Source organism: Roseateles sp. PN1 (assembly GCF_038419725.1).
Classification (GTDB): Bacteria; Pseudomonadota; Gammaproteobacteria; order Burkholderiales; family Burkholderiaceae_C; genus Paucibacter_A.
On sequence record NZ_JBCARA010000020.1, the window covers coordinates 20391 to 46585 of the forward strand.

Genomic DNA, 26195 nt, shown 5'->3' on the forward strand with positions numbered 1-26195 from the left:
ATCAGGCAGCGCTCCGCGGCGGCGCGGCCACGGCTCGCTCCAGCGGCTGGCCGCGGCCGGCCATGCGGATCTGCTCACTGAAGCTGGCCCGGCCGCTCGGTTTCAGCTGCGCCAGCGGCTTGGGCTGGGCGTCGCGCTTGTGGCCGTCCGTGTGCGGATCGCGCGGCTCGCTGCCGATGAACTCGAAGCTCAGTTCGTCGGCGGGCAGCGCATCAGGCTCGGCCTGCAGCTCGCCAGAGTTCAGGTCCGCCGCGGGCATGCTGCGGCCCGAGGTGGCCGCCCCGGTGCCGACGCTGACCGTGATGCGGAAGATGGCGACCACCTCGCGCCCGTCTTGGTCGCGCGCCACCACCCGCACGCTGAGATCGCCGCGCAGCCCCTGCGGCGGTGTGCCGTTGAAGCTGCCATTGCTGGCATTGAAACTGAGCCAGGCCGGCAGCGGCTGACCATTGACCTGGCTGGCCGCCAGCTGCACGACGGCGCCTGCATCGGTATGAGCAAATGCATCGGCCGGAATGGCGAAGCTGAGTCTGCCGCCGCTGGTGATGGCCTGGTCCGGCACGCCCTTGAACAGCACCAGGGCCGGCTGGTCGGCCTGGGTGACTGCGATCTGGAAAGCGCCGCCACTGCCGCCGCTGCTGGTCAGCACCGGGGCCGCGCTGTTCGGCGTGCCGGTGGCGACGGTGTCCCGGGCCGGCGCTGCGGTGACCGGGCCGCTCGGCTGTGGCGCGGCCGCTGGAGCGGCGAGCGGTGCCGGTGCAGGCACCGGTGCAAGCGCTGCCGGAGCCGGCGCTGGCGCCAGATCGACCGGCAGCGGCTGCACGGGCAGGAGAGGCTGCAAAGGCTGCAGCGGCGAGGGCAGGTTCGGCGCGCCGGGGCGGGTGTCCTGGGTCAGGCCGGTGTCCACGGCCGGTGGCAGGCTGGGGGCGGGCACCGGTGCTGGAGCCGGCACAGGTGCGGGCGGAGCCGGTGGCGGCGGGGCCGGCGGCGGCTCGGGTACCGGCGGAGGCGGTGCCACCGCCGTGATCGCGATCTGGAACTCGCTGCTGGCGGTGGCGCCGCCACTGTCGCTGGCCGTCAGGCGCAGGCGCAGCAGGCCGCTGTCCGCCGTGCCCGGCGTGCCGCTCAGGCTGCCAGTGGCCGGGTCGAAGCGCAGCCAGGCGGGCAGGGGGCTGCCGTCAGCCAGGCTCAGGCTCAAGCTCAGCGGTGCTGTGCTGTCTGGGTCGCTGAAAGCATCGGCTGGCAGGGTCAGGGCCAGTGTCTGGTCCTGGCGGATCTCGACATTGGCCGGCAAGCTGCCGACGCGCGGCGCGTCGTTGCTGCCCTCGAGCCGCACGCGCAAGACGGTGCTGCTGCTGTTGCTGCCGTCGGACACGCTCAATTCGAAGCTCTCCTCGGCCGCGCCGGCCAGTCCATTGATGGCGGCGTTGTCGGGGATGTAGCGGTAGCTGCCGTCGTTGTTGTTCAGCACCAGGCTGCCGAAGCGGCCGCGCAGCGTGCTGAAACCACCGGCTGTGGTGCCGCCGACCAGGCCGTAGCTGAGGCTGCCGCCCTCGGCATCGCTGACCGCGAGGCGGCCCAGGATCTCGTTGAAGCTGTCGGCCGCGGCGGTGTCGCTGAAGACTAGGTCGGCCGGCGCGCTGATCACTGGCGCGTTGTTGCTGGCACTGATATTGACGCTGAAGACGGCGCTGCTCTGCGCGCTGCCGTCCGAGACCTGCAGATTGAAGCTCTCGCTGGCATCGGCACCCAGGTTGGTGATGGCCTGCGCATCCGGCGTGTAGACGTAGGCGCCGGTCGCGGTGTTCAGGCTTAGGCTGCCGTAGCGGCCTTGCAGGCGGCTGATGCCGTCCGTCGTGACGCCGCCGGCAATGCTGTAGCTCAGGCTGCTGCCGGCATCGCCGTCACTGCCTTGCAAGTTGCCGCGGGTCGGCAGCAGCTCTTGCGGCGTCATGCGGTCGTTGTACTGGGCGGCCCGCGGGGTAGGCAGCTGGGGCGCGTCATTGCGGCCGCTGAGTTGCACGTCCAGGTTCATGCTGCTGCTGCCACCATTGCCGTCGCTGACGCTGAGCACGAAGCGCTCGGAGGCATCGCTGAGCAGGCCGTTGATGGCCGCGTCATTGGGGCTGTAGCTGTAGGCGCCGGTGCTGGTGTTCAGACGCAGCGTGCCGTAGCTGCCGACCAGGGTGCTGAAGCCGCCGGCCACGGTGCCGCCCTGCAGGCTGTAGCTCAGGCCTCCGCCTTCTGCGTCAATGGCGCTGAGGCTGCCATTGCTGGCCGCGAAATTGTCGTTCGCCGCCGTGTCCTCGAAGCGCAGCGGTGCCGGCGCCTGCAGCTGCGGTGCATCGTTGCCGGCCGTCACATTGACGGTGAAGCTGGCGCTGCTGCTGAGCTGGCCATCGGAGATGCTGACCGTGAAAGTCTCGCTCGTGTTGCCGGTCAGCGCGTTGATGGCAGCGTCGTTCGGCGTATAGCTGTAGGCACCGGTGGCGGTGTTGACGCTGAGGCTGCCGTACAGGCCTTGCAACACGCTGAAGCCGCCGCTGCTGCTGCTGCCGCCGTTGATCGCATAGCTGAGCGTGCTGCCGGCGTCGGGGTCGCTGCCGGCCAAATTGCCGGTGCTGGCGCCGAAGACGTCGGCGCCGGCCGTATCCACATAGCTGACGCTGACCGGGCTCAGCTGCGGCGCCTGGTTGGCCTTGATCAGATTGACCACATAGCTGGCCGTGCCGGTGGCGCTGCCGTCCGACAGGGTCAGGGTGAAGGTCTCGCTGGTGCTGGCCACCAGGGCGTTGATGGCCGCCGCATTGGGTGTGTACACATAAGCGCCGGTCGTGGTGTTGACGGCCAGGCTGCCGTGCACGCCGACCAGGGTGCTGATGCCGCCGGCCACCGTGCCACCGCTGACGCCGTAGGTCAGCGTGCTGCCGGCTTCGCGGTCGTTGCCGACAAGATTGCCGCTTGCGCTGGCGAAGCTGTCGTTGGCCTCGGTATCGGTGTAGCTGACCGGGGTCGGCGCCGTCAGCACCGGGGTGTCGTTGGCGGCCGTCAGATTGACCGTGTAGCTGGTGTTGACGCTGCTGTTGCCATCCGACAGGCTGATGGTGAAGGTTTCGCTGGTGTTGGCGCCCAGTGCATTGATGGCGGCGCTGTCCGGGGCGAATACGTAGGCGCCGGTGGCGGTATTGACCGACAGCGTGCCGTAGCTGCCGGCCTTGCTGCTGAAGCCGCCGGCCAGGGTGCCGCCGCTGATGGCGTAGCTGAGCGCGCCACCCTCGGCGTCGCTGCCGCCCAGACTACCGTTGACATTGGCGAAGCTGTCGTTGGCCGCGGTGTCGACCAGATTGGCCGCGGCCGGCGTGGGCAGCAGCGGCGCGTCATTAGCGCCGGTGAAGTTGACGGTGTAGCTGGCCGTGGCACTGCTGACGCCGTCAGACACGCTGACGGTGAAGCTCTCGCTGCCATTGGCCGACAGGCTGTTGATGGCCGCCGCATTCGGCGTGTAGACGTAGGCGCCGGTGCTGGTGTTGACGCTCAGCGTGCCGTAGCTGCCGACCAGGGTGCTGAAGCCGCCGGCCACGGTGCCGCCGGTGATGCCGTAGACCAGGCTGGCGCCCGCGTCGACGTCGGCGCCGGCCAGGCTGCCGCTGTCATTGCCGAAGCTGTCGGCGGCGCTGGTGTCGACATAGCTGGCCGGGGTGACGGCGCCAAGGCTCGGCGCATCGTTGACGGCGCTGACCACGATGGAGGCGCTGCCGCTCGCGCTGGAGAAGGCGCTGCTGCCGCCATTGCTGGCGGTGCTGACCTTTTGCGCGCTGCCGAAAGTCGAGGCCGTGCCGCTGCTCTGATCCCAGGCACGGTAGGCGAGGGTGGCGGTCTCACCGTTCTGCCCGTCGGGCAGATAGCGCAGGCGGCTGCTGGCGCTGAGCAGGAGGGCGCTGTTGCCGGACACGGCGCCGACGGCCGCCCAGTTCGTGCCATCGGTCGAGTACTGCCAGCTGCCGTTGCCGCTGCTGGCCGTCAGGGCCAGGCCGGCGAGGGCGCCGCTGTCCACATCGACCCAGCCGCCGCTGGCCAGGATGTCGGACACCAGGTCGCCGGCGCTGGCCGTGTCCTCGTTGGTGCCGGTGAAGACATGGTTGACCCCGCCCAGCGTCGGCGCGTCATTGACGGCGGTGACGGTGATCAGCGAGTTGACCGTGCTGCCGGCCAGGCCGCCGTCGTTGTTGCTGCTGGAGCCGCGCACCGAGAAGCCGGCGCTGCCATTGAAATTGGCCGTGGGCCGGAAGTAGACCGAGGTGCTGATGCCGGCGCTGGCGATGAAGCTGCCCTCGGCGATGACGCTGGTGTAGCCTGCATCGCTGTACAGCGTGCCGCCGCTGATGGCGCTGAGCTTGTAGAAGGCATCGGTGCCGGAGATGGTGATGGCGCCGGAGTCGCTGTCCTCGTTGATAGTTGTGCTGGCCACGGCGATGCCGGTGGAAATGATGGCCTGCACCAGGGCGCCGCCGAGGCCGCCGTCGTTGTTGCTCAGCGAGGCCTGGGCGTTGAAGCTGCCGTCGCTGGCGCCGCTGGGGGTGAACTTCAGGCCGGCGCTGCCCTGGGCGAAGGTGATGAAACTGCCCTCGCTGACGACGGTCGTGCCGTCGTTCAGGTATAGCGTGCCATTGCTGATGCCGGTGATCTTGAAATGACTGACTTCGGCGCCGTCGGCGGCATTGCGGCTGAACACCAGGCCGCTGCTGCTCTGCGTGGCCGGCGTTGTCGCTGCGCCGGTGACGCTGGGTGTGTCGGCCACGGCATTGAGGTTGAGGGTGACGGTGTCGCTGTCATTGAGCGTGCCTGCGCCGTTGTCGCTGCTGCTGATCGTCAGCGTCGCGTAGCCGGCGCCAAAGGCATTGGCCGTCGGTGTGTAGCTGACCGAGGCCAGGGCAGCCTGCACCTGGGCGGCCGTGCCGACGATCTGCACCGAGTTCGTGCCGTCGCCGCTGATGCTGGCGCCGCCGCCGAGCGTGACACTGAGGCTGCCCTTGCCGGCGCCGACGGAGAGCACGGTGGTCAGGATGCTGCCGGCATCGACATCGCCGACCGAGAGCGCATTGCCGTTGCCCGCAGAGAAGACCAGCACCGCGTCTTCGTTGAAGGTCTGGGCGCCGGGCACGGTATTCACCGGCGCTTCGTTGACATTGCTGAGATTGATGGTGATGGTGGCGGTGGAGTCGGCGGTGCTGTCGCCGTCCTCGTCGTCCACGGTCACGGTCAGGCTGAAGCTGGGGTTGCTCTCGTAGTCCAGGGCCGCCGCATTGGCCACGGTGATGGCGCCGGTCGCGGCATTGATGGCGAAGGCGCCGCCGGTGTTGCCGCCGGTGATGGCGTAGTTCAGGCCATTGGTGTCGGTGCTCGCAGTGACCGTGGTCACGGCCGTGCCATTGCCGCTGTTCTCGGCCAGGCCTACGCTGGCGTTGCTGATCACCGGGTTGATGTCAGTGGTCGTCACCGTGATGGTGCGGGTGGCCGTGCCGCCATTGCCGTCACTGACCTGCACGGTGAAGCTGTCGCTGCCCGAGTAGCCGGCGGTCGGTGTGTAGGTGATGGTGCCGCCGGGGGTGATGTCGCCGCCGCCGGAACTGGCCGTGGCTGCGCTGAAGCTCAGCGTGCCATGGCTGGGCGCTGCGCTCTGCGACCAGGTCAGGGTCTGGCCGCTGTCGGCGTCGCTGGCATGCAGCAGGCTCTTGATGTCGGCCGCGCCGGAGTTCTCGTCCACCGTCAGGGTGGTGGTGGCACCGACAAAGCTGGGCGCGAGATTGGGCGGCGTGGCGGCGCTGAGGTTGAGGGTGTCCAGGGCCAATCCCACCCCGCCGCCTGCTGTGGCGGTGAATCGCACCGTGTCGATATTGTTCCAGGCACTGCCGAAGCTCAAATTGCCACCGTTGTAGACGGCGGAGTCTTTGCTGTAGATGATCGCCGAATTGCCGGCCCCATACGTGGAGCTCAGCGCGAAATTGAAGCCGGTCACCTGTGCCACCACGGTGCCGCTGGATCCGCCTTGATAGCCAGTGATGATGAAGTTGCTCGGGAAGCCTCCTATATTGTCCAGCGCGTTGGCGGCCAGTGAGATCAGCCGGAAGTCATCAGCGAGGCCCAGCGAGCTGAACTGAAAGTAGGTGGTGTTCGCGTCGGCGGAGAAAATTGTGTCGTTGAAGATGGCTTTGCCAGTGAAGTTGTTGAACGTATCTGAAAAGTAGCCATTCACGTCGTCGACGATGTCGACTTGGGCTCCGCCATTGCTGCTGAACACGAGGTTGTCGATGGTGCGGCTGGTGCTGGAGTTGCCATTGCTGCTGCTGGATTCGAAGTTCTGATCCGCCGGCTCGGCCAGATTGTTCAGATTGACGGTGACCGTTGCCGTGGCGTCGGCAGTGCTGCCGGCGTCCTCGTCGTCGACGGTGACCGTCAGCGTCAGGCTGCTAGCAGCTTCGTAGTCGAGATCGGCGCCTGCCGCTACGCTGATGGCGCCGGTGCTGCTGTTGATCGTGAACAGGCCCTGGCCGCTGCCGCCGGTGATGGCGTAGCTCAGACCATTGGTGTCCCCCGTCGCGCTGATCGTGCCCACGGCGCTGCCGTCGGCCACGTTCTCATTGACGCTCATCGTCGCGTTGCCCAGCACTGGGTCGACGTCATTGACGGTGACGGTGATGGTGCGTGTGACCGTGCCGCCGCTGCCATCGCTGACCTGCACGGTGAAGCTGTCGCCACCGGTGTAGCCGGCGGTCGGTGTGTACGTGATGGTGCCGCCGGGCGTGATGTCGCCGCCGCCGGAGCTGGCGGTGGCAGCGCTAAAGCTCAAACTGCCATGGCTGGGCGCCGAGCTCTGCGACCAGGTCAGCGTTTGGCCGCTGTCGCTGTCGCTGATGTGCAGCAGGTTCTTGACGTCGACGGCGCTGCTGTTCTCGTTGGCGCTCAGCGTGGTGGTGGCGCCGACGAACACCGGGGCCGCATTCGGCGGCAGCAGCAGTCGGCCTTCCACGCCCTTGTTGCTGGCACCGTCTGAGCTGTTGTCGGTCCAGACGGCGGCAAAGCGATCGCTGCCGACGCCGGTCAACGCGACCGTGTTCTGGTGGCCGCGGCGGTACTGGTTGATCTCGAAGTCACTGCCGTCCACGGCCACGCCGGTGGCCGAGAACCGGCGGCCGAACAGGCCGGACTCGTCGTAGTCGCCGGTGTCGGCCTGCCAGCCGATAACGAAGCCGCCGCCTGACAGGGCGGCAATCGTCGCTGCATCCTTGTAGGTGCCGGCTGCGCCGCTGGTATTGGCCTGGGTGATGCTGCCCTGGGCCGCGCCGGCATTGTTGTAGCGCTGGAAGTAGATGTCGCACTGCGCGTAGCCGGCGTCGTAGGCGCTCCAGGCGACAACGAAGCCGCCGCCGCTCAGGCCGACGACCTTGGCGGCCGGCAGGCCGCTGTTGGCCACGTCGGAGGAGGCCAGGCCGTCGCTGGTGACGTCGATGACGGTGGACGGCGCGCTGCTTACCACGGCCTTGATGTTGTAGCTGTTGCTGTCACCCCAGGCCAGCACGTAGCTGCCATCGCTGAGGGCGGCCAGGCTGGGACTGACATTGCCGCCGCTGGCGTCCAGGCTCAGCTCACCGCCGTTTTTGCTGCCGTCGGCGGCATTGAATTTCTGGGCCTGGACGCCGGCGGCGGTGGTCCAGGCGATGACGAAGGATCCATCGCTCAGCGTGGCCATCGTCGGTGCGGCTTGATCGCCGGCAGTGGCGGTGTTGGCGATCAGCTGGCTGCCCACCGTGCCATTGGCCTCGACGATGCGGTAGCCAATGTCGCGGCCGGTGCCGGTCGTCGTGTAGGCCACGGCGAAGCGGCCGCCGTTCAGCGCGGTGACTACCGGCGTGATCTCGTCCACGCCGTTGGCGGCGGTGGTGATGGCGAACTCAGCGCTCAGCGGCGCGCCCATGGCGTCGTAGATGCGGGCATAGATGCCGTTCTGACCTGCAGACTCACCGCCCTGGCCATCGCTCTGCCAGACCGACACGAAGTTGCCATTGCTGAGCGTGGTCACGCTGGCATTCGTCTGGTCCCGGGTGGCGGTGCTGCTGACGTCCAGGTCGTCACCGAAGTTCAGGTCCTGCGAAGTGGCCGAGACCACGGTGTAGGTCAGGGTCTTGGAATAGCCCTGGCCATTGATCGGGTTGTTGCTGTTGTCGGTCTGATAGCGGTCGTAGTAACGAGCCGTGACCGTGACCGTCTGTCCCACGGCCGGCAGCACGCCCGTGCCCATGCTCAAAGTGGCTGTGTTGCCATTGGCCACGGGAGCAATGGTGAACAGATTGGCGACCGACTGGCTGTCGATGGCCCAGACGCCGCCCGTGGTGTAACCCGTGTCGGCTGGGGTCAGCGTGGCCGCCGCCATGTTCTGGCTGGCGTCCGACAAGACGTAGTTGCGGTTGCTGCCGATGTCCGTCGGCGCATTGTCGGGGCCCACGAACATGCCTGAGGTGGTGGTGGAGTTGGGAACCCCAGAGGACTGATAGCCGATGAAAAAGGAATTGGTCGAGGTGGTGTTCGCGGGCAGGCTGTCGACAAAGCGCCAGGTCGTGCCAGCCACGGTGATGTAGGAGCTGAAGTTGCCATCGTAGTTGTAGGTTGTCCAGGACGCCCCGCCATTGCTGCTGTACTCGAAGCTGCCACGATTCAGGGTGCCGGCGCCAAAGGCGACGGTGGTCGTAGGCTGTGTGCCATGACCAGGGATTTCACAGGTTCCAAAGCTCCAGGTGTCACTGATGCCCCCAGGCCGGGTATAGACCGCGGTGTTGCCCGTGCCCGGATTGGCCACGCGTGGTGCGGGCAGGATGGCGTCGTAGGCGAGGTTGCTGATCGGTTGAGTGTCGGCCACCTCACCGGACTTCGATTCCAGGACCCAGTTGCCGCCCAGTGCAGCCGCGCCCGTGGCGTCGACAGAGGCTGCCACATCGGCTTGGGTGGCGCGCGCCATGGCGTCCACAAAAGCCTGGCCTTCGGCGCCGGCTGCAACATTGCAGCCATACAGCAGCACATCGCCCTGAGGAGCCAGGCTGGCACCGATGGCGGCCAACTTGTCGGCATGGGCGGCCATGTTCTCGCTGGTCAGGGTCACCGACCCCAGGCCCAGCACGCCCTTGGCACCGTGGGAGAGGATGTGCAGGGCATCGATATCGCTGCGCCCGGCCAGCGCGGCCGCGATCTGCGCCAGTCCGTCCTGGGTGGAGTCCAGCACATGGACTTCGGTGCCCGGCTTGAGCCCGTTCAGCAAGGTCTGGTAGTTCGCGACATTGCCCTCCACGAACACGATCTCGGTGCGTTGCCCTGCTGCACCATGGTCAACAGGCGTCGCCCGAACGGGCTCCGGCACTGCCTTTGCCGCCTCGGCCGCCGGTTCCGCATGGTGCTCGGCTTCCACAGCAGTGGCCAGGCCCGCGCCGTCGAACATCAGCCTCGCCTCCAGTGCCATCATCTGCGGGCGGGCGTGCAGGATCTGCCGCGGCCCCTCGGCCGGACCTTCGCGCCGGCTGCTGCTGCGCTTGCCGCGGCCGCTCACATGCTCGCCGACCGCGACGAAAGCCTGAGTGACTTCGTTCCAGATGGAGTTGTAAATGCGGTTCATGCTGAAATCTCCGGCAAATGGACAAGGTCCGCTGGGTGTGCTGCAGGGCGTGCGTGGGGCTTGCTTGGTGCCTGTGTTGGAGCCTGCGCGCCGACTTACTGGCCGCCCGGCGCGACGATGCTGACCCGGCCGCTCATGCCGGCGATCAGCTCCGGGTAGCGGCCACTGATGGTCGCCACCAGACGCACCGACTGGCTGACCGGATCGACCCGCGCGGCGATGCGCTGGACCTTGGCCGGGTAGCTCTTGCGGGTCTCGTCGATGCCGACCTGGAAGACATGGCCGACCTTCATCCAAGCCAGCCATTTGCTGGGCACCAAGAATTCCAGCTCCAGCACGCTGTCATCGATGATGTCCAGAATGGCCTGGCCCGGCTGGATGTACTGCTGCTCGCGCGCCTTCTGCTCGGCCACCCGGCCCGAGAAGGGCGCGCTGATGCTGCATTTGGCCAACATGGTGCTCATGGCGGCGAGCTCGGCCTGGTTCTTCTGCACCTCGGCCTCGGACAGGTCCAGCTCGACCCGGCCGACCGAGTTCAGCTCGGCCAGGCGCTTGTTGGCGGCCCAGCTTTTCTCAGCGCCGACCAGGGCGGCACGGGCCTTGTTCAGCTGCGCCTGCTGCAGCGAGCAGTCGAAGCTCACCAGCACCTGGCCGGCGCGGAAGCTGCCGCCGTCCTGCACCGGCAGGCGCTGGATCTTGGCGCCGATCTCGGCGGCCAGCGTGGTGTAGCGATGCGGCGCCAGTTGGGCGCGGATCTCGCGCTGCTCCAGGCTGGGTTTGGGGGCGGCCGCTGCCGAGGTGCCCGGCGTTGGCAACGGCGCCTGCGCATGCACCGATGCCGCGAGCAAGAGGGTGGCCAGGGCACTCAAGCCCCGGCTGAAGTGGCAAGCAAACTCACGCATCCGGACCGCCTGATTGATGACTGGCTCAACCAGCCGAGGCCGGCGCGGCGAGTTCGCTGTGGCTCGGCAGATCGCCTGCTTCCCAGCGCTGGATCGCAGCCGCGATGGCCGCCTTCAGCTCGGCCAGACTGGCCTCGTGGACGCTGCCCAGCTGCGGCTCCATGCCCAGCGTGGCTTGCAGCCGGCTGGCCGCGGCATGGGCTTGCGCAAGCGATTGGTAGCGGCGCAGCTGGCTCAGGATGGCGGTCGTGTGGTTGGCCACGGTCTCGAGCTTGCTGGATGCCTGGGCTTGCTCGCGGTTGCTCATATGCGTCTTGATGCGGTCATCGACGACCCAGATCGCATCCGAGCGCTGGTACTGCTGCAGCGCGTTGGCGTACTGCAGGCGGGCGATGTGGATCTGGGCCAGCAAGGCCATCTGCGCCGCCAGGCGGCGCTGCTCGGCCAGCGTGACCCCGGCTTCGGCCAGTTTGCGCTGCGAGGGCAGGGAGAACAGATTCAGCAGGTTGAAGGACAGCTGGGCTCCGGCGGCATTCCAGTTGTCATGGACCAGGTACTTGTCGTTGTCGTACTTCAGGCCCAGGTTCAGGTTCAGGTTTGGGAACAGGCGCAGCAGCACCTTGCGCGCCTCGTCGCTGGCCAGGCGGGTGTTGTAGAACTGCTCGCGCAGATCGGCATTGCCTGCGATGGCCGCGGCCTCCATCGTTTCAATCGGCAGTTCCAGCATGCGCCGGCTCAGCGTGCCGTTCGACTCCAGTACCTGCAGTTCCGTGCCGGCCGGTGCATTGACCAGATGGGCCAGCTCGATGCGTGCGGTGGCCAGTTCCTGGTCGATCGACTCCAGCAGGCGCAGGTTCTCCAGCAGCTGGCGTTGGTAGCGCAGCGCATCCAGCGGCGAGCGCAGGCGCTCGTCCTCGGCCTTGCGGGCGTCACTCAAGGCGTCCTCTGCCAGGCTGATGGCCGACTTGACTTCACCGCGCAGCTTCTGCGCGCTGGCAGTGCGCCAGAAGGCGCTGCGAACGTCCTGGATCAGCAGATGCATGGCCTTGCGGCGGCGCTCGACGGCGATCAGCGCGCGGTCCGCGTTCTGCTTGGCGCCGTAGTAGGACAGGCCGAAGTCCAGCAGACTCCAGGTCAGGCCGAGATCACCGGTCGTGTGGCTCTTGTCGCTGGAGATGAAGGGGTTGGCCAGCGAGGGCTGACCGGTAACGGAGTCGACCGCCCGGCTGGTCGCGTACTCGCTGCGTGTGCTGTAGCCGGCCGACGCCACCAGCTTTGGAAGCATGTCGTAGCGGCTGGCGTCTAGCTGGTTGAACGCGATGGCTTCTTCCATCAGCCGGGTGCGTCGGTCCAGATTGAACTTCAGTGCCCGCGCGATCGCTTCCTCCAGGCTTAGCGGCCCGGTGATCGGATCGACGCCTTGCTGAGACTGGCTGCGGTCCAGCGCGGCCTGCGACTTGATCTCGCCAACTTTCAGCGGCTCTGGCTGTACGCTGGCGCATGCCGCCATCAGCGCGGCCAAGCCGAGCACACTGGCGAGCTGCCAGGGCGAGCGACGCTGCGCTTTGCCATTCGCTGCTGCTGCCGATCGAGTCCGCCCGGGATCGTGGCCCTCAGACTCAGTGTCCTTCTGTCGAGCAACTGATGAAGGGCTGCAGGCAACAAATCTGACCATGGCAAAGCTCCGCTGGAAGACGTCGAAGTTGCAGCCTAGCACGCGGATAAATGTGCGCCCTGTAAAAATGAACGACCGAGTTGGCTCAGTTCGACAGCCAACGCATGGCAGTAGTTCTTGCTTGTTGACGGTGGATGCGGTCCGGTGTAAGTCAGCTTGAGATGGTGTGCATGGGGCAGAGTCATCGCGGACGGGCGCCTTGACAATACTGTGTACATGATCAGTATTTGTGTGCCTCGATGTGTCACGCAGGTGTGGGGAATTGGGAAGGTTGCACGACGGACTGAATGCCCGGTATGGGCACGGAACAGCCTACCGGCTGCTCGTCGAGGATTTGCTCCGCTTGGTGCTATCGGCCAGTTTGTGCGCTCGTCACAAGGTCGCCAGTCGGCGGGTGAGTAGTTGCCAACCAAGGTCGGCCTCCGGGCCTAACGTCGAATTCACACTGCCGGCCAGAAGCGGTCGCACTGGGACGACTACTCCACAGCCGGGTCACTCAGTCAAGGTCGCTTCCCGATAGTTCGCGAACCGCCTCGCCAAGCAAACGTACGCCTTCCACGATTTGGGTGCTGCTGAGGCTGGCATAGCCAAGTACGAAGGCCGCGCCTTGCGACGGTGGTTTTCGTGCGGGAGTGGCAAAAGATGTGGACAAGGGATAAACCGCCACCCCGCGGCGTCGGGCCGCAGTGATGAGCGCCAACTCGGCGCCCAAGCCGGTCAGGGGCAACCGCATCACGACATGCAGACCGGCGGCCGCGCCCAGGATCTCTGTGCCTTGGGGCAACTCGCGCGCTATGGCACTTAACAGTGCCTCCCGTCGGCGCTCATACTCGCGCCGCATGCGCCGCACATGGCGTTCATAAGCACCGCTGTCGATCAGTGCCGCCATGCTGCGCTGCTCAAGCACAGGCGCATGCCGATCCGTCAGTCGTTTCGCCTTCTGGAACGGCTCCTGCAGTTCGGTCGGCAGCACGAGGTAGCCCAGCCTCAGCTGCGGCGACAGCGCCTTGGAGAACGTGCCCACGTAGATCACGCGGCCGTCGGTATCCAGCGAAGCCAGTGCATCGATGGGATGTTGCCCATAGCGGAACTCACCGTCGTAGTCGTCCTCGACAATCCACGCGCACTGCCGCCGTGCCCAGTCCAGCAGCTCTTGGCGACGGGCGATCGGCAGCGTGCCGCCCAGCGGAAATTGGTGCGATGGCGTCACGTAGGCCAGCCGAACTCGGTGATCGCCGGGCAAGTCTTGCGTCACCATGCCGTGCTCGTCGACAGGCACGTTCAGCCCTTGTGCGCCGGTGGCCTCGAAGCAGCGTCGGGCCATCGAGTAGCCCGGGTCCTCGAACACGAACGTATCGTCAGCATCGAGGAGCACGCGCGCGCACAAGTCAATGGCCTGTTGCGAGCCATTCACCACGACGATCTGCTCGGGCAGGCAGCGCAGGCCCCGCGTGCGCCCCAAGTAGCCGGACAGTGCCCGGCGCAGGCCCTCGTCGCCTTCCGGCGGTGCGTAATAGAGGCGGGACTGCAGGTCCAACAAGGCCGCCAGGTAGGCCCGGCGCCAGCTCATCGACGGGAAGTCACGCGCGCCGACGGCGCCGTAGAGGAAGTCGAAGCGCAGTGGCGCTGACGCAGGCATGGGTGTGAAGCGCATCGCCTGAAGCCGCTGGCCGAACGCCGAAAGCTTCGCAGGCCGGTGCTTGGTAGCTGGTCGCGCGCGAGTGCCGTTTGCCAAGGTGGCGCCGGCAGCGACTGCCGCCACGCGCGCAGCCCGAGCCGGCGATGTGACGATGAAGCCCTCGGCGGCGAGCTGATCGTAGGCCGCGCTGACGGTGGTGCGCGACACGCCTAGCTCCGCCGCAAGCGCGCGCGTGGATGGCACTCGGGCACCGACGCCCCAGATGCCCTCGCTAATCTGCGCGCGGATGTGTTCGTAGATTCGTCGGCCTGCGCCGTTCGCGCGAGCCGCCTGCGCCCCAGACATCGGTTTCAACTGGCCCACCCATAAAAGCAAAAACTGGATCTTGTCATTGTGCCGGTTGAGCTCGATAGTGCCATCCTCGGCATTGACCACCTACACCCGGCTGCATCACATGTACATCCCCGCGCACTTCGCCATCACCGACCCCGCAGAGCTACACCGCATCGTCCGCGAGCACCCGCTTGGCGCGCTGGTCACGCATGGCGACTCAGGCCTTGATGCCGACCACATCCCCTTCGAGTTCGACCCGGCCACCGGCGCACTGGGCACGCTGACCGCCCACGTGGCGCGCGCCAACACGCTGTGGCAGCGATGCCCCTCGGGCACGCCGGTGATGGTGGTCTTCCGCGGCGCGCAGGCCTATATCTCGCCGAACTGGTATCCCAGCAAACATGAGGCGCACCGCCAGGTGCCGACCTGGAACTACGAAGTCGTGCATGCGCACGGCACATTGACTGTTCACGATGACGAGCGATTCGTGCGCGGCGTGGTTGCCCGGCTCACCCGCCAGCATGATGCGGCCGAACCGAAGCCGTGGAAGATGACGGACTCCGAGCCCGAATTCATCGACGCGATGTTGCGCAATATCGTTGGCATCCAGATCGCCGTGACTTCCCTGGTGGGCAAGTCAAAGCTCAGCCAGAACAAGGAAATGCGCGATCGGCTCTCGGCCGCCGATGCGCTGGCCTTGCGCGGCCACGATGAACTGGCGCGTGCCATGCGCGGTGCACCCTGATTGACAGAACGACCCGGCGGCTCATTCTTGGCGCGCACACCACCGGGCGCCTGCTCTCCTGCCAGTACGTCTGTCCCTTACAAGCCGGACGTGCTATTGCTGCAGAGCGGTGGTGTTGGGCTACATCAGAGTGATCTAACACGGAGGCTCGATTGGCAGTTCAGGGTCGAGAGCCCCTATTCGCCATTCCGAACAGCAGACATTCGCGGCGTGATGACGCCGTGAGCGGCGGCCAGACTGCTTGGCGTGCTGCTTCATCCCCGACAGCGGTCATCGCTGCTGGTGCGACCTCAGGCCACGCTTCGTATCCCTGACTGTGAACTTGGCCACCTGTCGCGGAAGATCGCAATCGCTGCACATCTGCCGGTCGCCGATGCGTCTCGGCTCCAGGCGACCACGCCGACCAGGTCCCTTGACGACGATTCGCCGGGCCTCCAGGCACAATCCAGATGATTGGGGCGAGTTTGGCGTCGGGCCTGCCGGGAATCCCACCTTGAAGAATGGAGCAGCATCAATGGCACTGACGAAGAAGGGCGAGTTCTGGTACGGGACGACGTCGGGCGACACCCAAGCCGAACTGCGCAGCTACAGCGTTGCGAATCGCCATGAGGCCGTCCGGTTTGCGGCCTCCAAATGCGAATGTGGGTGCCGGACCTTCGCGCTGCAGACCGATGAAGAAGCCGGCGTGGCCATCCGCACCTGCACCGACTGCGGGGAGGAGCACCTGATGGGCGACAGCGCGGACCACCTTGAAGGATCCGTGCCCGAGACGCACGAGTGCGTGTGCGAGAACGAGGTATTCGAGCTGATGTCCGGCGTCTCCGTGGTCGAGGGCACACATAACGTGCGCTGGTACTACATCGCTTGCCGCTGCGTGGAATGCAATCTGGTTGGGGTCTTCGCAGACTGGAAGTGCGAAGCGGGTGATGCGGCGGCCTTCCTCGCCAAGGTATGAACGGCCGGTCCCCGCAGAGATCAGGCTCGCAGGCTCGAGGTCACGCGCGACTCAGAGTCAGGGCTCAAATTTCAAGCCCTAGCTCGAGGAATACCTGAGCTTCTCGCGCTGGCGCGCCAAGCCTCGGCACGTCGAAGGCGCCGAGATCGCGCTTATCGCCCGATCTGCCAAGTGGTGTCATGAAGTGGTCGGTGGACTTGGCTGTATCAATAGCCCTAACCGTTGCGGAGCTGAAGTCCGGGGGACTTCAGCATCAGGCTGCTCAGCGACATTCGACCGCAGATTCCTGTCCGTAGCGTCGCTGCATGTTTCATGCTCGGCGGACTCCTTCAAAACCCTTGCGCAATCGATCGAGTTCAGATGCGAGCAGGCTTGTTGAACGAGACCCTAGCCAGCATGCCGGAATCCCCCTTGCCAGGCAGCAGGCTGACGCTGGCGCCGTGATGATCGGCGATGGCTTTGACGATGAACAATCCCAGGCCTTCGCCCTGACTGGCAGCACCCCGCCGATGCCGTTGGAAGAGCTCGGGCTGCAGCGACGCATCCAGCCCCATGCCTTGGTCTTCGACTTCGAGCAGCACCGCGGCGGCCGTCGTCCGGGTGCGAACGACGACGGGGCCACGGCCGTGGGTGAGTGCGTTGTCGATCAAATTGCTCAGCAGTTCATGCAACTCGCCCGGCCAACCTTCTATGGTTGCCGGCTCTAGTTCGAATCCGAGGTCGATGCCGGTGCGTTCCGCGCGGTCGATGAACTCGGCCGCACAGCCCTCGACCGTCAGGTTCAGATCAATGACTTGTGCAGGCAAGCCGCCGCCGGATTCCGAGCTGGCTTTTTCCAGGCTCAAGATGCGCTGCACCAACCGCTGCAGACGCGCGACCAGACTCTGCATCAATTGCAGCCTTTTGCCTTGCGCCGGCCCTGCGGCCGGCTCGGCGGCCAGATCTTCAATGGCCATTTCTATTTGCAGCGACAGGCTGGCGAGCGGTGTGCGCAGTTGGTGGGCGGTGTCACCAATGAACTCCCGTTGTGCGGCAGCGCTTTCGCGCAGCCGCGCCAGCAAGGAGTTGAGCGCAGCGGCCAGGACGGCAGATTCGCTGTTGCCGCTGGGCGGCGTGACGGGGCTCAAATCACTCGCTTGGCGCGCCTCGATCTGCTGTGCGAAGCGCTCAAGCGGTTGCAGGATTCGGCGGGTGCTGAAGTACAACCCCAGCATCGCCGCCGCCAGCAGCATCAGGCCGAGGCGCTCGGAGCGGGCGCGTATCTGCGAGCTGGTCTCGCGGCGCTTGTTCAGTGTCTCTGCCACCACGATGCTGGCCCGCTTCGCTGGGCCTTGGTGATGCAAAGTCACGATTCGCACCGCTTGCCCTTCGAGTTGGCCGAGCAGGCTGAGTTGATTGGCAGGTGGCCGCGCGTTGACAAATGCGGCCAGCCGAATATCGCCCCAAATCAGCTTGGCCTCGCCATCGAAGACGGCGAAAAACAGTTCGTCCAGCGGATCGGCTTGCAGCAGGGCTTGGGCCGACCGGGGTAGGTCCACATCCAAATCGTTGTCGGAATCGATCTCCACTCTGGCGGCCAAGGCCACCGCATTGTTCAGCAGAGCTTGGTCGAAGGCTTGATCGGCCAAGTGCTCGGCGCCGCGCAGATCCAGCAGCAAGCCGGCTGCCAGCACCAATGCCAGCCACAGACCCAAAGTGGCGAGCAATCGCGTGCGCAGCGAGACTCGCTCGAGGGCCGCACTCAGGCGCTGCATCAGGGCCTGTCGCATGGGCGATCCAGCGGCACTTCGGCACGGGCCGACGCTTGTTCCAGCAAGCGGTAGCCCAGGCCCCGCACGGTTTCCAGCTTGAGACCGGACACCGCGAGCTTGAGTCGCAAGCGCGAGACATGCAGTTCGAGAGCATTGGCGCTGAGTTCACGGTCCCAATGCCCCAGGCTGTCTATCAGCTTGCGTTTGGGCACCAGTTGCGGACTCTGCATGACCAGCTCCAGCAGCAAGGCCCACTCTTTGCGGGTAAGCGGCAAAGGCTCGCCGCTCAGGCTGGCGCTGTGCTCGCCCATGTCCAGCGCGAGGGCCCCGAGTTGCACGCAAGCGAGCTTGTTGGCGCTGGCACGGCGCAGCAAGGCCCGCAAGCGTGCCAGCAGCTCCGGCAACATAAAGGGCTTGGCCAAATAGTCATCGGCGCCGAGATCAAGTCCGCGCACCTTGTCCTCCCAGTCGTCACGCGCGGTGATCAGCATGATGGGCAAGGCGCAGGCGCGAGCACGCAACTGGCCCAGCAGGCTCAGCCCGTCAATGCCCGGCAGGCCGATGTCGAGCAGCAAGGCGTCATAGTGAACATCGCGCAAGGCCATGCACACCTGTTCCGCTTGCGTCAGCAAGTCAACGGTGTAGCCCTCCCGGCACAGGGCCTCCACCAGGCTGGCGCCTAAGCAGGGGTCGTCCTCAATCAGCAAGATGCGCATGGCTTCACCTTGTCAGCCTTTGCTTACGGAAAGGCAAGTGGCTTCACTTTGCAGCTGTTTTGAACGCACAAACTTGATCAAAGGCAAGCTGCGTTGCCCACGTTGGTAACGATATGTTTTTGACTGGGTTTCGACAGCATCGCCTCGGTAGATTTGGGCCCATCGCAACCGCTCTATCCTGCAAGGAGGCCTCTATGCAATGCAAGCGACTTGTCCTGTCCGGCGCAGCAGCGCTGCTGCCTTTTTTACTCGCAACTGCTGCCCAGGCACAAACGCCGCCGGTGCCGGCCGGCCGCCTGCTGGCCTCGAACTGTTTCCAGTGTCATGGCACCAATGGCAAGGGGCCTGGCTTCGAGCGCATCGCCGGTAAGTCAAGCCTGGAGGTTTACAAGGAGCTCAAGGAAATGAAGGCTGGCGGCGAGGGTCAGGGCTTGATGACCAAACACGCATTGGGCTACACCGATGCGCAACTGCGCGAGCTGTCGCAATGGCTATCGACGCAGCGTTGAGCCGCGCATCAATCAAAAGGAGTCTGCAATGAAGCGACGTCAACTCATTCAAGCGGCGATGGCCGCTGCGGCCGGCATGACCGCTTGGCACCCCCTGGCCAGCCAAGCCGCCGGTGCGGGAGGCAGGGTGATTGTGGTGGGCGGCGGCATGGCTGGTGCTACCGTGGCCAAGTACCTGCGCCTGTGGAGCAATGGCGGCTTGGAAGTGACGCTGATCGAGCGAAACCCCGCCTATGTCTCCAACATCATGAGCAGCCTGGTGTTGACCGGGCAGCGTTCGATGAGCAGCTTGCGCTTTGGCTATGACGCCCTGAAGACCCGTCACGGTGTTAAGTTAGTCACGGATGAGGTCTTGGAAGTCGATGCCGTCAACGGCTCAGTTTTGCTGGCCTCGGGTCAGCGCCTGGTGGCGGACAAGATTGTCCTCGCCCCGGGCATGCGCTTTGATTTGCTGCCCGGCCAGACCGATCCCAGCCGCATGCCGCATGCCTGGTCGGCCGGCGTGCAAACCGAACAGTTGGCCAAGCAGTTGGCTGCGATGCGCGCGGGCGGCACGGTGCTGCTGACGATCCCCAAGACGCCGTATCGCTGCCCTCCCGGCCCCTATGAGCGAGCTTGTCTGGTGGCCGACTGGTTGAAGGCCAAGAAGCCAGGCAGCAAGCTGATCGTGCTGGATGCGAACCCCGACATCGTGGTGGAGAAAGACAATTTCTCTAAAGCCTTCTTCGGCTTGCATGCCAATGTGATCGAATACCACAACAACGTCGAAATCTCCTCGGTTGACGAGCGGCAGATGGTGCTTTACACCAATGGCGGCGCGGTGCATGGCGATGTCATCAACTTGATCCCGCCCCAAAGAGCCGGCAAATTGATCGAACAAACCGGCCTGGCGACGGCCACCAACGGCCGCTTTGCGCCGGTCGATGTGCTGAGCTACGCCAGCTTGAGCGCGCCCAAGGTGCATGTGATTGGCGACTCCAGCGCCACCACCCAGCCCAAGGCCGGTCATATCGCCAACCAGGAGGCCAAGGTATGCGCCGATGCGTTGGTGCGTTACTTCGGTGGCTTGGCCCCGGATCAAGCGCCAGTCACGAACTCGGCCTGCTTTTCAACTATCACCCGCACGCAAGCCTCTTGGCTGACGGTCGTCTTTCAATACGATCCGCTGTCAAAGACAATGCAGGCAGTGCCCGCCAGCGCCAGTGCCTCGTCCGGTTGGAACGGTGACAATTTTGATGACATGAACCAATGGTTCAAGGCCTTGATGGTGGACTCGTTTGCCTGATGCTCCCCGATCGCAGTCCGATGACGCGCTCAAACACGGCGAGTCTCGGCGCTGCGACTCACCGCCGACGATCCGGCAACGACCTTTTCAACCTCAAGTCCTTAAGTCAATCGAGCCGCGTCAAGCTCTTCGATCAAGCGGCGTTAGTCACTTGAGCCCTTGTCGTTTTGCATTCTGTGCAGTCTTCGCCTCCGCGTTGGCAGCAGCACGGTCATGGCGATCAACGACTTTTTCAACAGAATATGCCCATACCGGGCATTCAGTCCGCCGTTCAACCTTGCCGATTCTTCGTACCAGCGTGACACATCGACGTACAAAATACTGATCATAGAAGCAGTATTTCGAGGGTGCCCGTCCTTGATGACTCTGAACCCGTTACACCCAAGCGCGCTACCTGTGGGCGGTGTTGATTGCGCGGATCTACGAGGCTTTTTCGCTACTGTGTCCTCAGTGTGGAGGCTAAATGAATCAGGTCGCATTTATCGCCGATCGCCCTAAGGTGCGCAAAACACTGGCGCACATCTGAGCCGAGCCTGAGGCCCCGCGCATTACGCCAGCAGGCGGCCCACCACTCTGAGAGGACTGTGATGCGCCGCAATCCGAGGCTGTTTGCGCGCGAGAACCAGTTTTGGACCTTGCGTCGCAGGTCGCTCCATCGCCCACTTGTGTGCATTGAGTCCGGTTTCTGCGCAGCACTTTCTGTCGGAATTTTTTACATCGAACCACCAAGGGTTTTTACCCTCCCATATGCAAATTGTTGATTCTTATAGATTTTGGCCCTTGATCTAGGGGGTGGCACGGTTGCTGCTTAGCCTTTGGCATTGACGCCAAACTTTAACAACCTTGACCCAAGGAGTTCCCCATGTTTCGTCGTCTCACCGCTGTCGCCGCCTTGATGGCTGTTTCCTTCTCCGCCCAGGCTGGCCTGACCACTCTGACCGGCGGTGACTGGCCGCCGGCCGGCAGCTCGGGCCTGCAAGACGTGCTGTTCAACAAGCAGACATCTGCCGGCGGCGCGATGGTCGCGATCGGCGCACATGCCTACAAGAACGGCGCTTTCCTGGCCAACGACGGTGTGCGCAACTTCTACGCCCAGAGCGGCACGTATGCACCGGACGGCAAGAACTATGCAAACTGGAGCTTCGACTTTTCGTACAACCTTGGCGCCAATTGCACAGGCTGCAAGGTGTTCCTGGGTATCGATTCGGACCAGACGGCTGGCGTGAACTTTGTTGATAGCGAGCTCACCGCCGCCTTCGGCCCGGTAGCGCTCAACTCATGGAACATGGAAATGAACTTCCTGAGTCCATTCAACTTCGACCCGTTCTCGGCCAGCAGCACCGATTTCCGCCTGTACGTGACCGACGCCAACGGCGCCCGTCTGGTCAGCTCGGACATCACCGTCAACGTGCCTGAGCCAGGCGCATTGGCCCTGGTCGCAGTGGCCTTGGCAGGCCTGGGCCTGAGCCGTCGCCGCAAGGCATGATGGCAAGCGGGCGCTTGCCCGCTGTACGTTTGCTCACAGCGGCGACCTTCGGGTCGCCGCTTTGCTTTTCGCGGTGCATAGCGCGACCGGTCTGAAAATCGGCAACTCGGGGTCACGGCAACTCGCGGTCAGGCCTCAAATCTAAGGTCGATACCTGTCCCTTGCCCCAGCAAGCACCCGAACCCCTTTGCCAACCACCTTGTCCTGCGTCTTGGTGTCGAAATCGCTTGCCTGATAACGCTCATGCAATTGGCTGGACGGATCATCCCAGTCGCGATTGACCATGGAAGCGAGGGTCAAGTCTCAATTTTGAAGGGCATCAACCGGCTTTTTCGACATTCCAATTCCCCGCCGGGCACCGCCGGTATGGGGCGATGAGGTGAACTGAACCGACCAGGGCCGATACCCGCTTTGGGCACTGAGTTGCCTCGAAATCAATGCACCCGAAATGTCCCAGCCCGTGCTGGGCCGACAGTTGAAACAAGTGCCGCATCGCTGACGTTCGGTTCGCCGACCGTCTTGGTCAACGGCGCCGTCGCTTGACTCAGACCATTTGGCCTCCTCGAAACCCGGGGCGAAACAGGTGTCGCCGTCGGGCACGGCGTGACTTGCGCCGCAGTCCTCTCTGCTTTGTCGTGCCGCCCACATGGGTCAAGAAGGGCCGCCCCGGTACTATGTGTCTCACACACGTACCGCCATGTCGACCTCCTCCATCAGCCTCTCAGGCATGAACGCCGCCCAGACCAGCCTCGGCGCGGCGGCTCACAACATCGCGAACCTCAACACGCCCAATTTCCGGCGCCAGCAGGTGCAGCAGGCGTCGGAGCCAGGCGCAGCCGGAGTGAGCACCTCACCGTCGCAGGCGGCCCAGCCGGGCAATGCAACTGAGACGGATGTCGTTGCAGAGTTACAAGCGAAGAATTCGTTTCTTGCTAACCTGGCGGTCTTCAGGACGCAAGACAAGATGATGGGCGCGCTACTGAACATCTTTGGTTGACGCGCCATGCTGCTACGGCCGGCGCTGCTCGCATTGATCGGTTTTTACGGAGTTGCGCGCGCCGCTGATCCGACGGTATCGCCCTCCGAGCAGCCGCTTCGGCCTTGCGACGTCCCGGTGCGCTTCTCAGCGGAGTACTTTGCTGACCCGGAAGTCGACACCTCGAAATCCACGGCGGAGATCACGAAGCTCGGCAATGCCTTTGGGGCCTCCGAAAGGGGCGTCCATCTGGGTCACGTCATCGTTCAGACGGAGATTTCCGTCGTGCCGCAGGCGACTTGCTCAGGCCTTCAAGTGATCTTGAAGTTTGTCAGGCCGGTCCTGCGTATCGCGAGCAATTTGCCTCCCGGCTCGTGTGCCGAGGCGCTGGTCCGCAGGCACGAGTGGACCCACGTCAAGATCTACCGCGAGATTGCGTACGAGTTTCGACATCTCCAATATCACGGCTTCGGGCCGCTGAGTTCGGCCTCTGTGATGCGGTTCGCGAAGCAGGAATGGAAGCGACTCGAGTACCGCCAAGTGCTCTTCGACAGTCCAGAGGAATACGCCAAGAGCCAAACGATGTGTGAGGGCGAGATTCCGAAGCTGCTGCGTGCCGCAGCGCCGGCGGTTTCCAAGGGCTAGGCTATTGGGGACCTGAGTTGCCGATGGAGCGGACTGGCCAACTCGCGACTGCCACAAATCGGCCAAGAACCGACCTCAAGGCTTGCAGTTCTTTGGGCTGGTTTTTCCATCTTCAAGGCGATATCGCTGAACAAAAGTAAGCGCGCCGGCCCCGCACCGCTAAATTGCTTTAGTTGAGGGAGCTTGTAGCGGTGAGGCTGCAGCATCGCCAAACTGTAGCGCTCGGGTTTTTGAAAGCCTGTCGCGCCCGCGGAGGCCTCAAGGTGCGCCAAGCGGCCAAGCCGTTAGGCCGAAAGCCGTGCATCAGAAAAACAAAATCGCGGCATTCGTCATGGATTGGGCATTGGCGACACAGCGAGCACAGGCACTAATTTTTGAATCGGCGCAGAATTCGTATCAAGTTGTTACCAGTGGTTCGAAAAGAGCTGCTCTTGGCAGCTGTTTCACCGAGGGCAAACCTGTCGAAAGACAGGGACGCAAAGCTTCCGGCCTAAAGCACGACAGTGCTATGGCAGCGGGGCCGCCGGCCTGACTGGGCTTTGCCCCAGGGCACAAATCGATCAACGAATGTGGTCGGATTGAGCAGGCTGTACAGCGTGGCCCTCGCCTCAAATCTTTTTGCGCGCGGCCACCATGACTCCTTACTTCCTCCCAAACCGTATCGGGTTCTTTCGTACACCGGCCGCTTGGGCCGCCAGTGCCCTGTCACTGACCCTGCTGGGTTGCGGCGGCGGTGCTGAGGAGGCACAAGCCCCGGCCAGTGCTAACGCGGTAGCGGCGGCCGAAGCCTCCGTGCTTGTGGAGGGTCGTGTGTTCAAACTCTGGGCGCCCGGCGAGGAGGCCACCGTGCTTGCCGAGCAGCGGCAGGCGGATCCGCAAGCGGATGGCAGCGAGGTCCGCCTGATCGTGCGGCTGAACCCGGCGGCGGTGATGGACAGCGGTCGTGCCTATATGCTGAGTGCCACGGCGGCGGGTGACGGCGGCGAGGGCGCTGAGGGGAGCGCGAGCGACGCAGAAGCCACCGCCGGCGCCCTGCATGCCAAGCAACTGGCCGCCAAGGCCTCGGCTGTTGCGACTGCGGTGGATGCCGTGGTGACACAGTCGGTCCTGGCGGTGTCGCCGAGGGCGCAGGTGCGCCAGCAGTTTTCGCATGCGGTGGAGAGTTTCGTGATCACCGTGCCTTGGGCGCAGGCCCATGAAGTGGCCACCGAATTGGCGCGCAACCCCAGCGTAGATGCGGTCGAGCCCGACCGCGTGTTTTCGACCGGCCAAGTGGCCGGCGTACGCACCCTGGACGCCCGTGCCTGGGGTGTTGACCGCATTGACCAGCGTGCACGTCTGTTTGACAACAGCTTTCGCCAAAGCCTGAGGGGCGATGGCGTCAACGCTTATGTGCTGGACACTGGTATCAACCCGCACAACGAGTTTGGCGCCCGCTTGGTGGCAGGCTTTTCAGCCATCAACGACGGCCGCGGCACTGGCGACTGCAATGGGCATGGCACCCATGTGGCCGGCACGGTGGGCGGGGCCACCTTGGGTGTGGCGCCCGGCGCGCGTTTGGTGCCGGTGCGGGTGATGGACTGCGGAGGTTCCAGCACTGGCAGCTCGGTGCTGGCGGGGCTGGACTGGGTAGCCGCGAACGGCAAACGCCCCGGCGTGGTGAATATGAGCTTGGGCGGTGGCGCCTCGACGACGCTGGACGCCGCCGTGCAGCGACTGGTAACGGCAGGATTCAGCGTGGTGGCGGCAGCCGGCAATAGCAATGTGGACGCCTGCACCCAGTCTCCCGCGCGAGCTGCAGGCTTGATCACGGTGGCGGCCAGCGACAAAGCCGATGTCAAAGCCAGCTTCTCGAACTGGGGCCAATGTGTCGCCATCTGGGCGCCCGGCACCGCCATCAGCTCGGCCGGCCACGCCTCGACCAGTGCGGTGGTCGCGATGAATGGCACCTCGATGGCCGCACCCCATGCGGCCGGCGCGGTCGCTTTGCTGCTGCAAGCCAGCCCGCAGATGGCGCCGGCCCAAGTGCGGGCGCAACTGCTGGCCCAGGCCAGCCTCAACGCCATCACGGGCGCTTCAGCCTCCACCACCCGCAGCCTGCTGTTCGCGGGCCAGGGCGCGGCTGTGACGCCCACCCCCGCACCTGCTCCTTCGCCAGCACCTACACCTGCGCCTGCGCCTGCACCGACGGTCAAGCCGGTGCTGCTGCAAAGCATCACGCTGACCAGCAGCGTCCCCTCGACGGGCAACTGGAAGGCCGACGCCGCCGTGAAGGTGGTCAACCAAGCGGGCGCGCCAGTGAGTGGCGCCAAGGTGCTGGCTCGCTTCTCGAATATGGCGGCTGAAGTCAGCTGCACCACGGCCGCCAACGGTCTGTGCAGCATCGCCAGCGGTGCCGCACCCTGGGCCAACCTGCCTGTGCTGGGCTTTGCCGTCACAGGCATCAGCGGCCCTCAACTGAGCTACACCGGTGGCGTAAAAAGCGCCCAAATAGTGCGGCCTGCTGCACCGGTGGCCTTGCTGACGGCACTGAGCGGCACCATGGCACGCAAGACCCCTACCGCGGCCGAATGGGTGCCGCAGTTCTTGGCCACGCTGAAAGACGCGCGTGGCGCTGCCGTGAGCGGTGCCACTGTCCAAGCCCTGCTGCAAGTCCATGTCGGCGCCCGCGTCGTGGGCCTGCAAACCCTTAGCTGCCTCACCAACGCCGCAGGCCAATGCACGCTGGCTTGGACTGGACCCATCTTGAACGCGGCGCACACAGGCGCCAGCCTACAAGTGCTGGGCGTGCAGCGGGTGTATCTGACGTACCAGCCAGGCGCCATCAGCAGCGCCGTGGTCGGGCGCACCAAGTAAGCATGGGCTTGCGGACATAAGCGCAAGAAAACTCCGACCAAGATGAATCGGTCGGGGTCCGCCA

The 26195-nt window shown here is 64.8% G+C and carries 14 protein-coding genes and 1 riboswitch; of the genes, 8 read left to right on the forward strand and 6 right to left on the reverse strand.

The window, feature by feature from the left end; translation table 11 throughout:
• Position 1 precedes the first annotated feature (1 nt).
• The 4 genes from AABB87_RS22150 to pdxR all read right to left on the reverse strand — a co-directional run bounded on the left by AABB87_RS22150 (position 2) and on the right by pdxR (position 14219).
• On the reverse strand, positions 2 to 9658 hold the full coding sequence (locus AABB87_RS22150) for a tandem-95 repeat protein (RefSeq protein ID WP_341973488.1): 9657 nt from the start codon (positions 9656 to 9658) through the stop codon (positions 2 to 4).
• 95 nt (positions 9659 to 9753) lie between these two features.
• Entirely contained in the window at positions 9754 to 10560 is an 807-nt protein-coding gene (locus AABB87_RS22155; RefSeq protein WP_341973489.1) for an efflux RND transporter periplasmic adaptor subunit, read from the reverse strand.
• Between the two features lie 25 nt (positions 10561 to 10585).
• Positions 10586 to 12235, reverse strand: coding sequence for a TolC family protein (locus AABB87_RS22160; protein WP_341973490.1), 1650 nt, complete (start codon positions 12233 to 12235; stop codon positions 10586 to 10588).
• A 496-nt stretch (positions 12236 to 12731) separates the two neighbouring features.
• Positions 12732 to 14219, reverse strand: coding sequence for a MocR-like pyridoxine biosynthesis transcription factor PdxR (gene pdxR, locus AABB87_RS22165; RefSeq protein WP_341973505.1), 1488 nt, complete (start codon positions 14217 to 14219; stop codon positions 12732 to 12734).
• Positions 14220 to 14328: 109 nt separating this feature from the next.
• Between pdxR and AABB87_RS22170 the strand changes: the two genes are divergently transcribed.
• Positions 14329 to 14952 (forward strand): FMN-binding negative transcriptional regulator, encoded by a 624-nt coding sequence (locus AABB87_RS22170; protein ID WP_341973507.1) that lies wholly within the window; start codon positions 14329 to 14331, stop codon positions 14950 to 14952.
• Positions 14953 to 15466: 514 nt separating this feature from the next.
• Positions 15467 to 15907 carry a hypothetical protein gene (locus tag AABB87_RS22175; protein ID WP_341973491.1) on the forward strand — a complete coding sequence of 147 codons (441 nt, stop codon included), beginning with the start codon at positions 15467 to 15469 and terminating at the stop codon, positions 15905 to 15907.
• A 356-nt stretch (positions 15908 to 16263) separates the two neighbouring features.
• Here the strand turns inward: AABB87_RS22175 and AABB87_RS22180 are convergent, their stop codons facing one another.
• Positions 16264 to 17676 carry a sensor histidine kinase gene (locus AABB87_RS22180; RefSeq protein WP_341973492.1) on the reverse strand — a complete coding sequence of 471 codons (1413 nt, stop codon included), beginning with the start codon at positions 17674 to 17676 and terminating at the stop codon, positions 16264 to 16266.
• The gene (locus tag AABB87_RS22185) at positions 17661 to 18374 is read right to left on the reverse strand and encodes a response regulator (RefSeq protein ID WP_341973493.1); all 714 of its coding nucleotides are present in this window, start codon (positions 18372 to 18374) and stop codon (positions 17661 to 17663) included. The genes AABB87_RS22180 and AABB87_RS22185 overlap by 16 nt, the downstream gene beginning before the upstream one ends.
• Before the next feature lie 194 nt (positions 18375 to 18568).
• Here AABB87_RS22185 and AABB87_RS22190 point away from each other — a divergent pair, with 194 nt between their 5' ends.
• The 6 genes from AABB87_RS22190 (at position 18569) to AABB87_RS22220 (ending at position 26131) form a co-directional block, all read left to right on the forward strand.
• Entirely contained in the window at positions 18569 to 18883 is a 315-nt protein-coding gene (locus AABB87_RS22190; RefSeq protein WP_341973494.1) for a c-type cytochrome, read from the forward strand.
• Between the two features lie 28 nt (positions 18884 to 18911).
• Positions 18912 to 20168: an FAD/NAD(P)-binding oxidoreductase gene (locus AABB87_RS22195; RefSeq protein ID WP_341973495.1), complete on the forward strand. Its 1257-nt coding sequence runs from the start codon at positions 18912 to 18914 to the stop codon at positions 20166 to 20168.
• Between the two features lie 862 nt (positions 20169 to 21030).
• Positions 21031 to 21654, forward strand: coding sequence for a PEP-CTERM sorting domain-containing protein (locus AABB87_RS22205; RefSeq protein WP_341973496.1), 624 nt, complete (start codon positions 21031 to 21033; stop codon positions 21652 to 21654).
• 697 nt (positions 21655 to 22351) lie between these two features.
• Entirely contained in the window at positions 22352 to 22651 is a 300-nt protein-coding gene (locus AABB87_RS22210; protein WP_341973497.1) for a flagellar basal body protein, read from the forward strand.
• 6 nt (positions 22652 to 22657) lie between these two features.
• Positions 22658 to 23275, forward strand: a complete 618-nt coding sequence (locus AABB87_RS22215; RefSeq protein ID WP_341973498.1) for a hypothetical protein — start codon at positions 22658 to 22660, stop codon at positions 23273 to 23275.
• Between the two features lie 441 nt (positions 23276 to 23716).
• Positions 23717 to 23803, forward strand: a riboswitch (cyclic di-GMP riboswitch).
• A gap of 105 nt (positions 23804 to 23908) precedes the next feature.
• Positions 23909 to 26131 (forward strand): S8 family peptidase, encoded by a 2223-nt coding sequence (locus AABB87_RS22220; protein WP_341973499.1) that lies wholly within the window; start codon positions 23909 to 23911, stop codon positions 26129 to 26131.
• Positions 26132 to 26195: the final 64 nt, after the last annotated feature.

Coding starts and splice junctions, on each gene's coding strand:
- AABB87_RS22150 (WP_341973488.1), bottom strand. CDS start 9,658: ATGAACCGCATTTACAACTCCATCTGGAACGAAGTCACTCAGGCTTTC.
- AABB87_RS22155 (WP_341973489.1), bottom strand. CDS start 10,560: ATGCGTGAGTTTGCTTGCCACTTCAGCCGGGGCTTGAGTGCCCTGGCC.
- AABB87_RS22160 (WP_341973490.1), bottom strand. CDS start 12,235: ATGGTCAGATTTGTTGCCTGCAGCCCTTCATCAGTTGCTCGACAGAAG.
- pdxR (WP_341973505.1), bottom strand. CDS start 14,219: ATGTCTGGGGCGCAGGCGGCTCGCGCGAACGGCGCAGGCCGACGAATC.
- AABB87_RS22170 (WP_341973507.1), top strand. CDS start 14,329: ATGTACATCCCCGCGCACTTCGCCATCACCGACCCCGCAGAGCTACAC.
- AABB87_RS22175 (WP_341973491.1), top strand. CDS start 15,467: ATGGCACTGACGAAGAAGGGCGAGTTCTGGTACGGGACGACGTCGGGC.
- AABB87_RS22180 (WP_341973492.1), bottom strand. CDS start 17,676: ATGCGACAGGCCCTGATGCAGCGCCTGAGTGCGGCCCTCGAGCGAGTC.
- AABB87_RS22185 (WP_341973493.1), bottom strand. CDS start 18,374: ATGCGCATCTTGCTGATTGAGGACGACCCCTGCTTAGGCGCCAGCCTG.
- AABB87_RS22190 (WP_341973494.1), top strand. CDS start 18,569: ATGCAATGCAAGCGACTTGTCCTGTCCGGCGCAGCAGCGCTGCTGCCT.
- AABB87_RS22195 (WP_341973495.1), top strand. CDS start 18,912: ATGAAGCGACGTCAACTCATTCAAGCGGCGATGGCCGCTGCGGCCGGC.
- AABB87_RS22205 (WP_341973496.1), top strand. CDS start 21,031: ATGTTTCGTCGTCTCACCGCTGTCGCCGCCTTGATGGCTGTTTCCTTC.
- AABB87_RS22210 (WP_341973497.1), top strand. CDS start 22,352: ATGTCGACCTCCTCCATCAGCCTCTCAGGCATGAACGCCGCCCAGACC.
- AABB87_RS22215 (WP_341973498.1), top strand. CDS start 22,658: ATGCTGCTACGGCCGGCGCTGCTCGCATTGATCGGTTTTTACGGAGTT.
- AABB87_RS22220 (WP_341973499.1), top strand. CDS start 23,909: ATGACTCCTTACTTCCTCCCAAACCGTATCGGGTTCTTTCGTACACCG.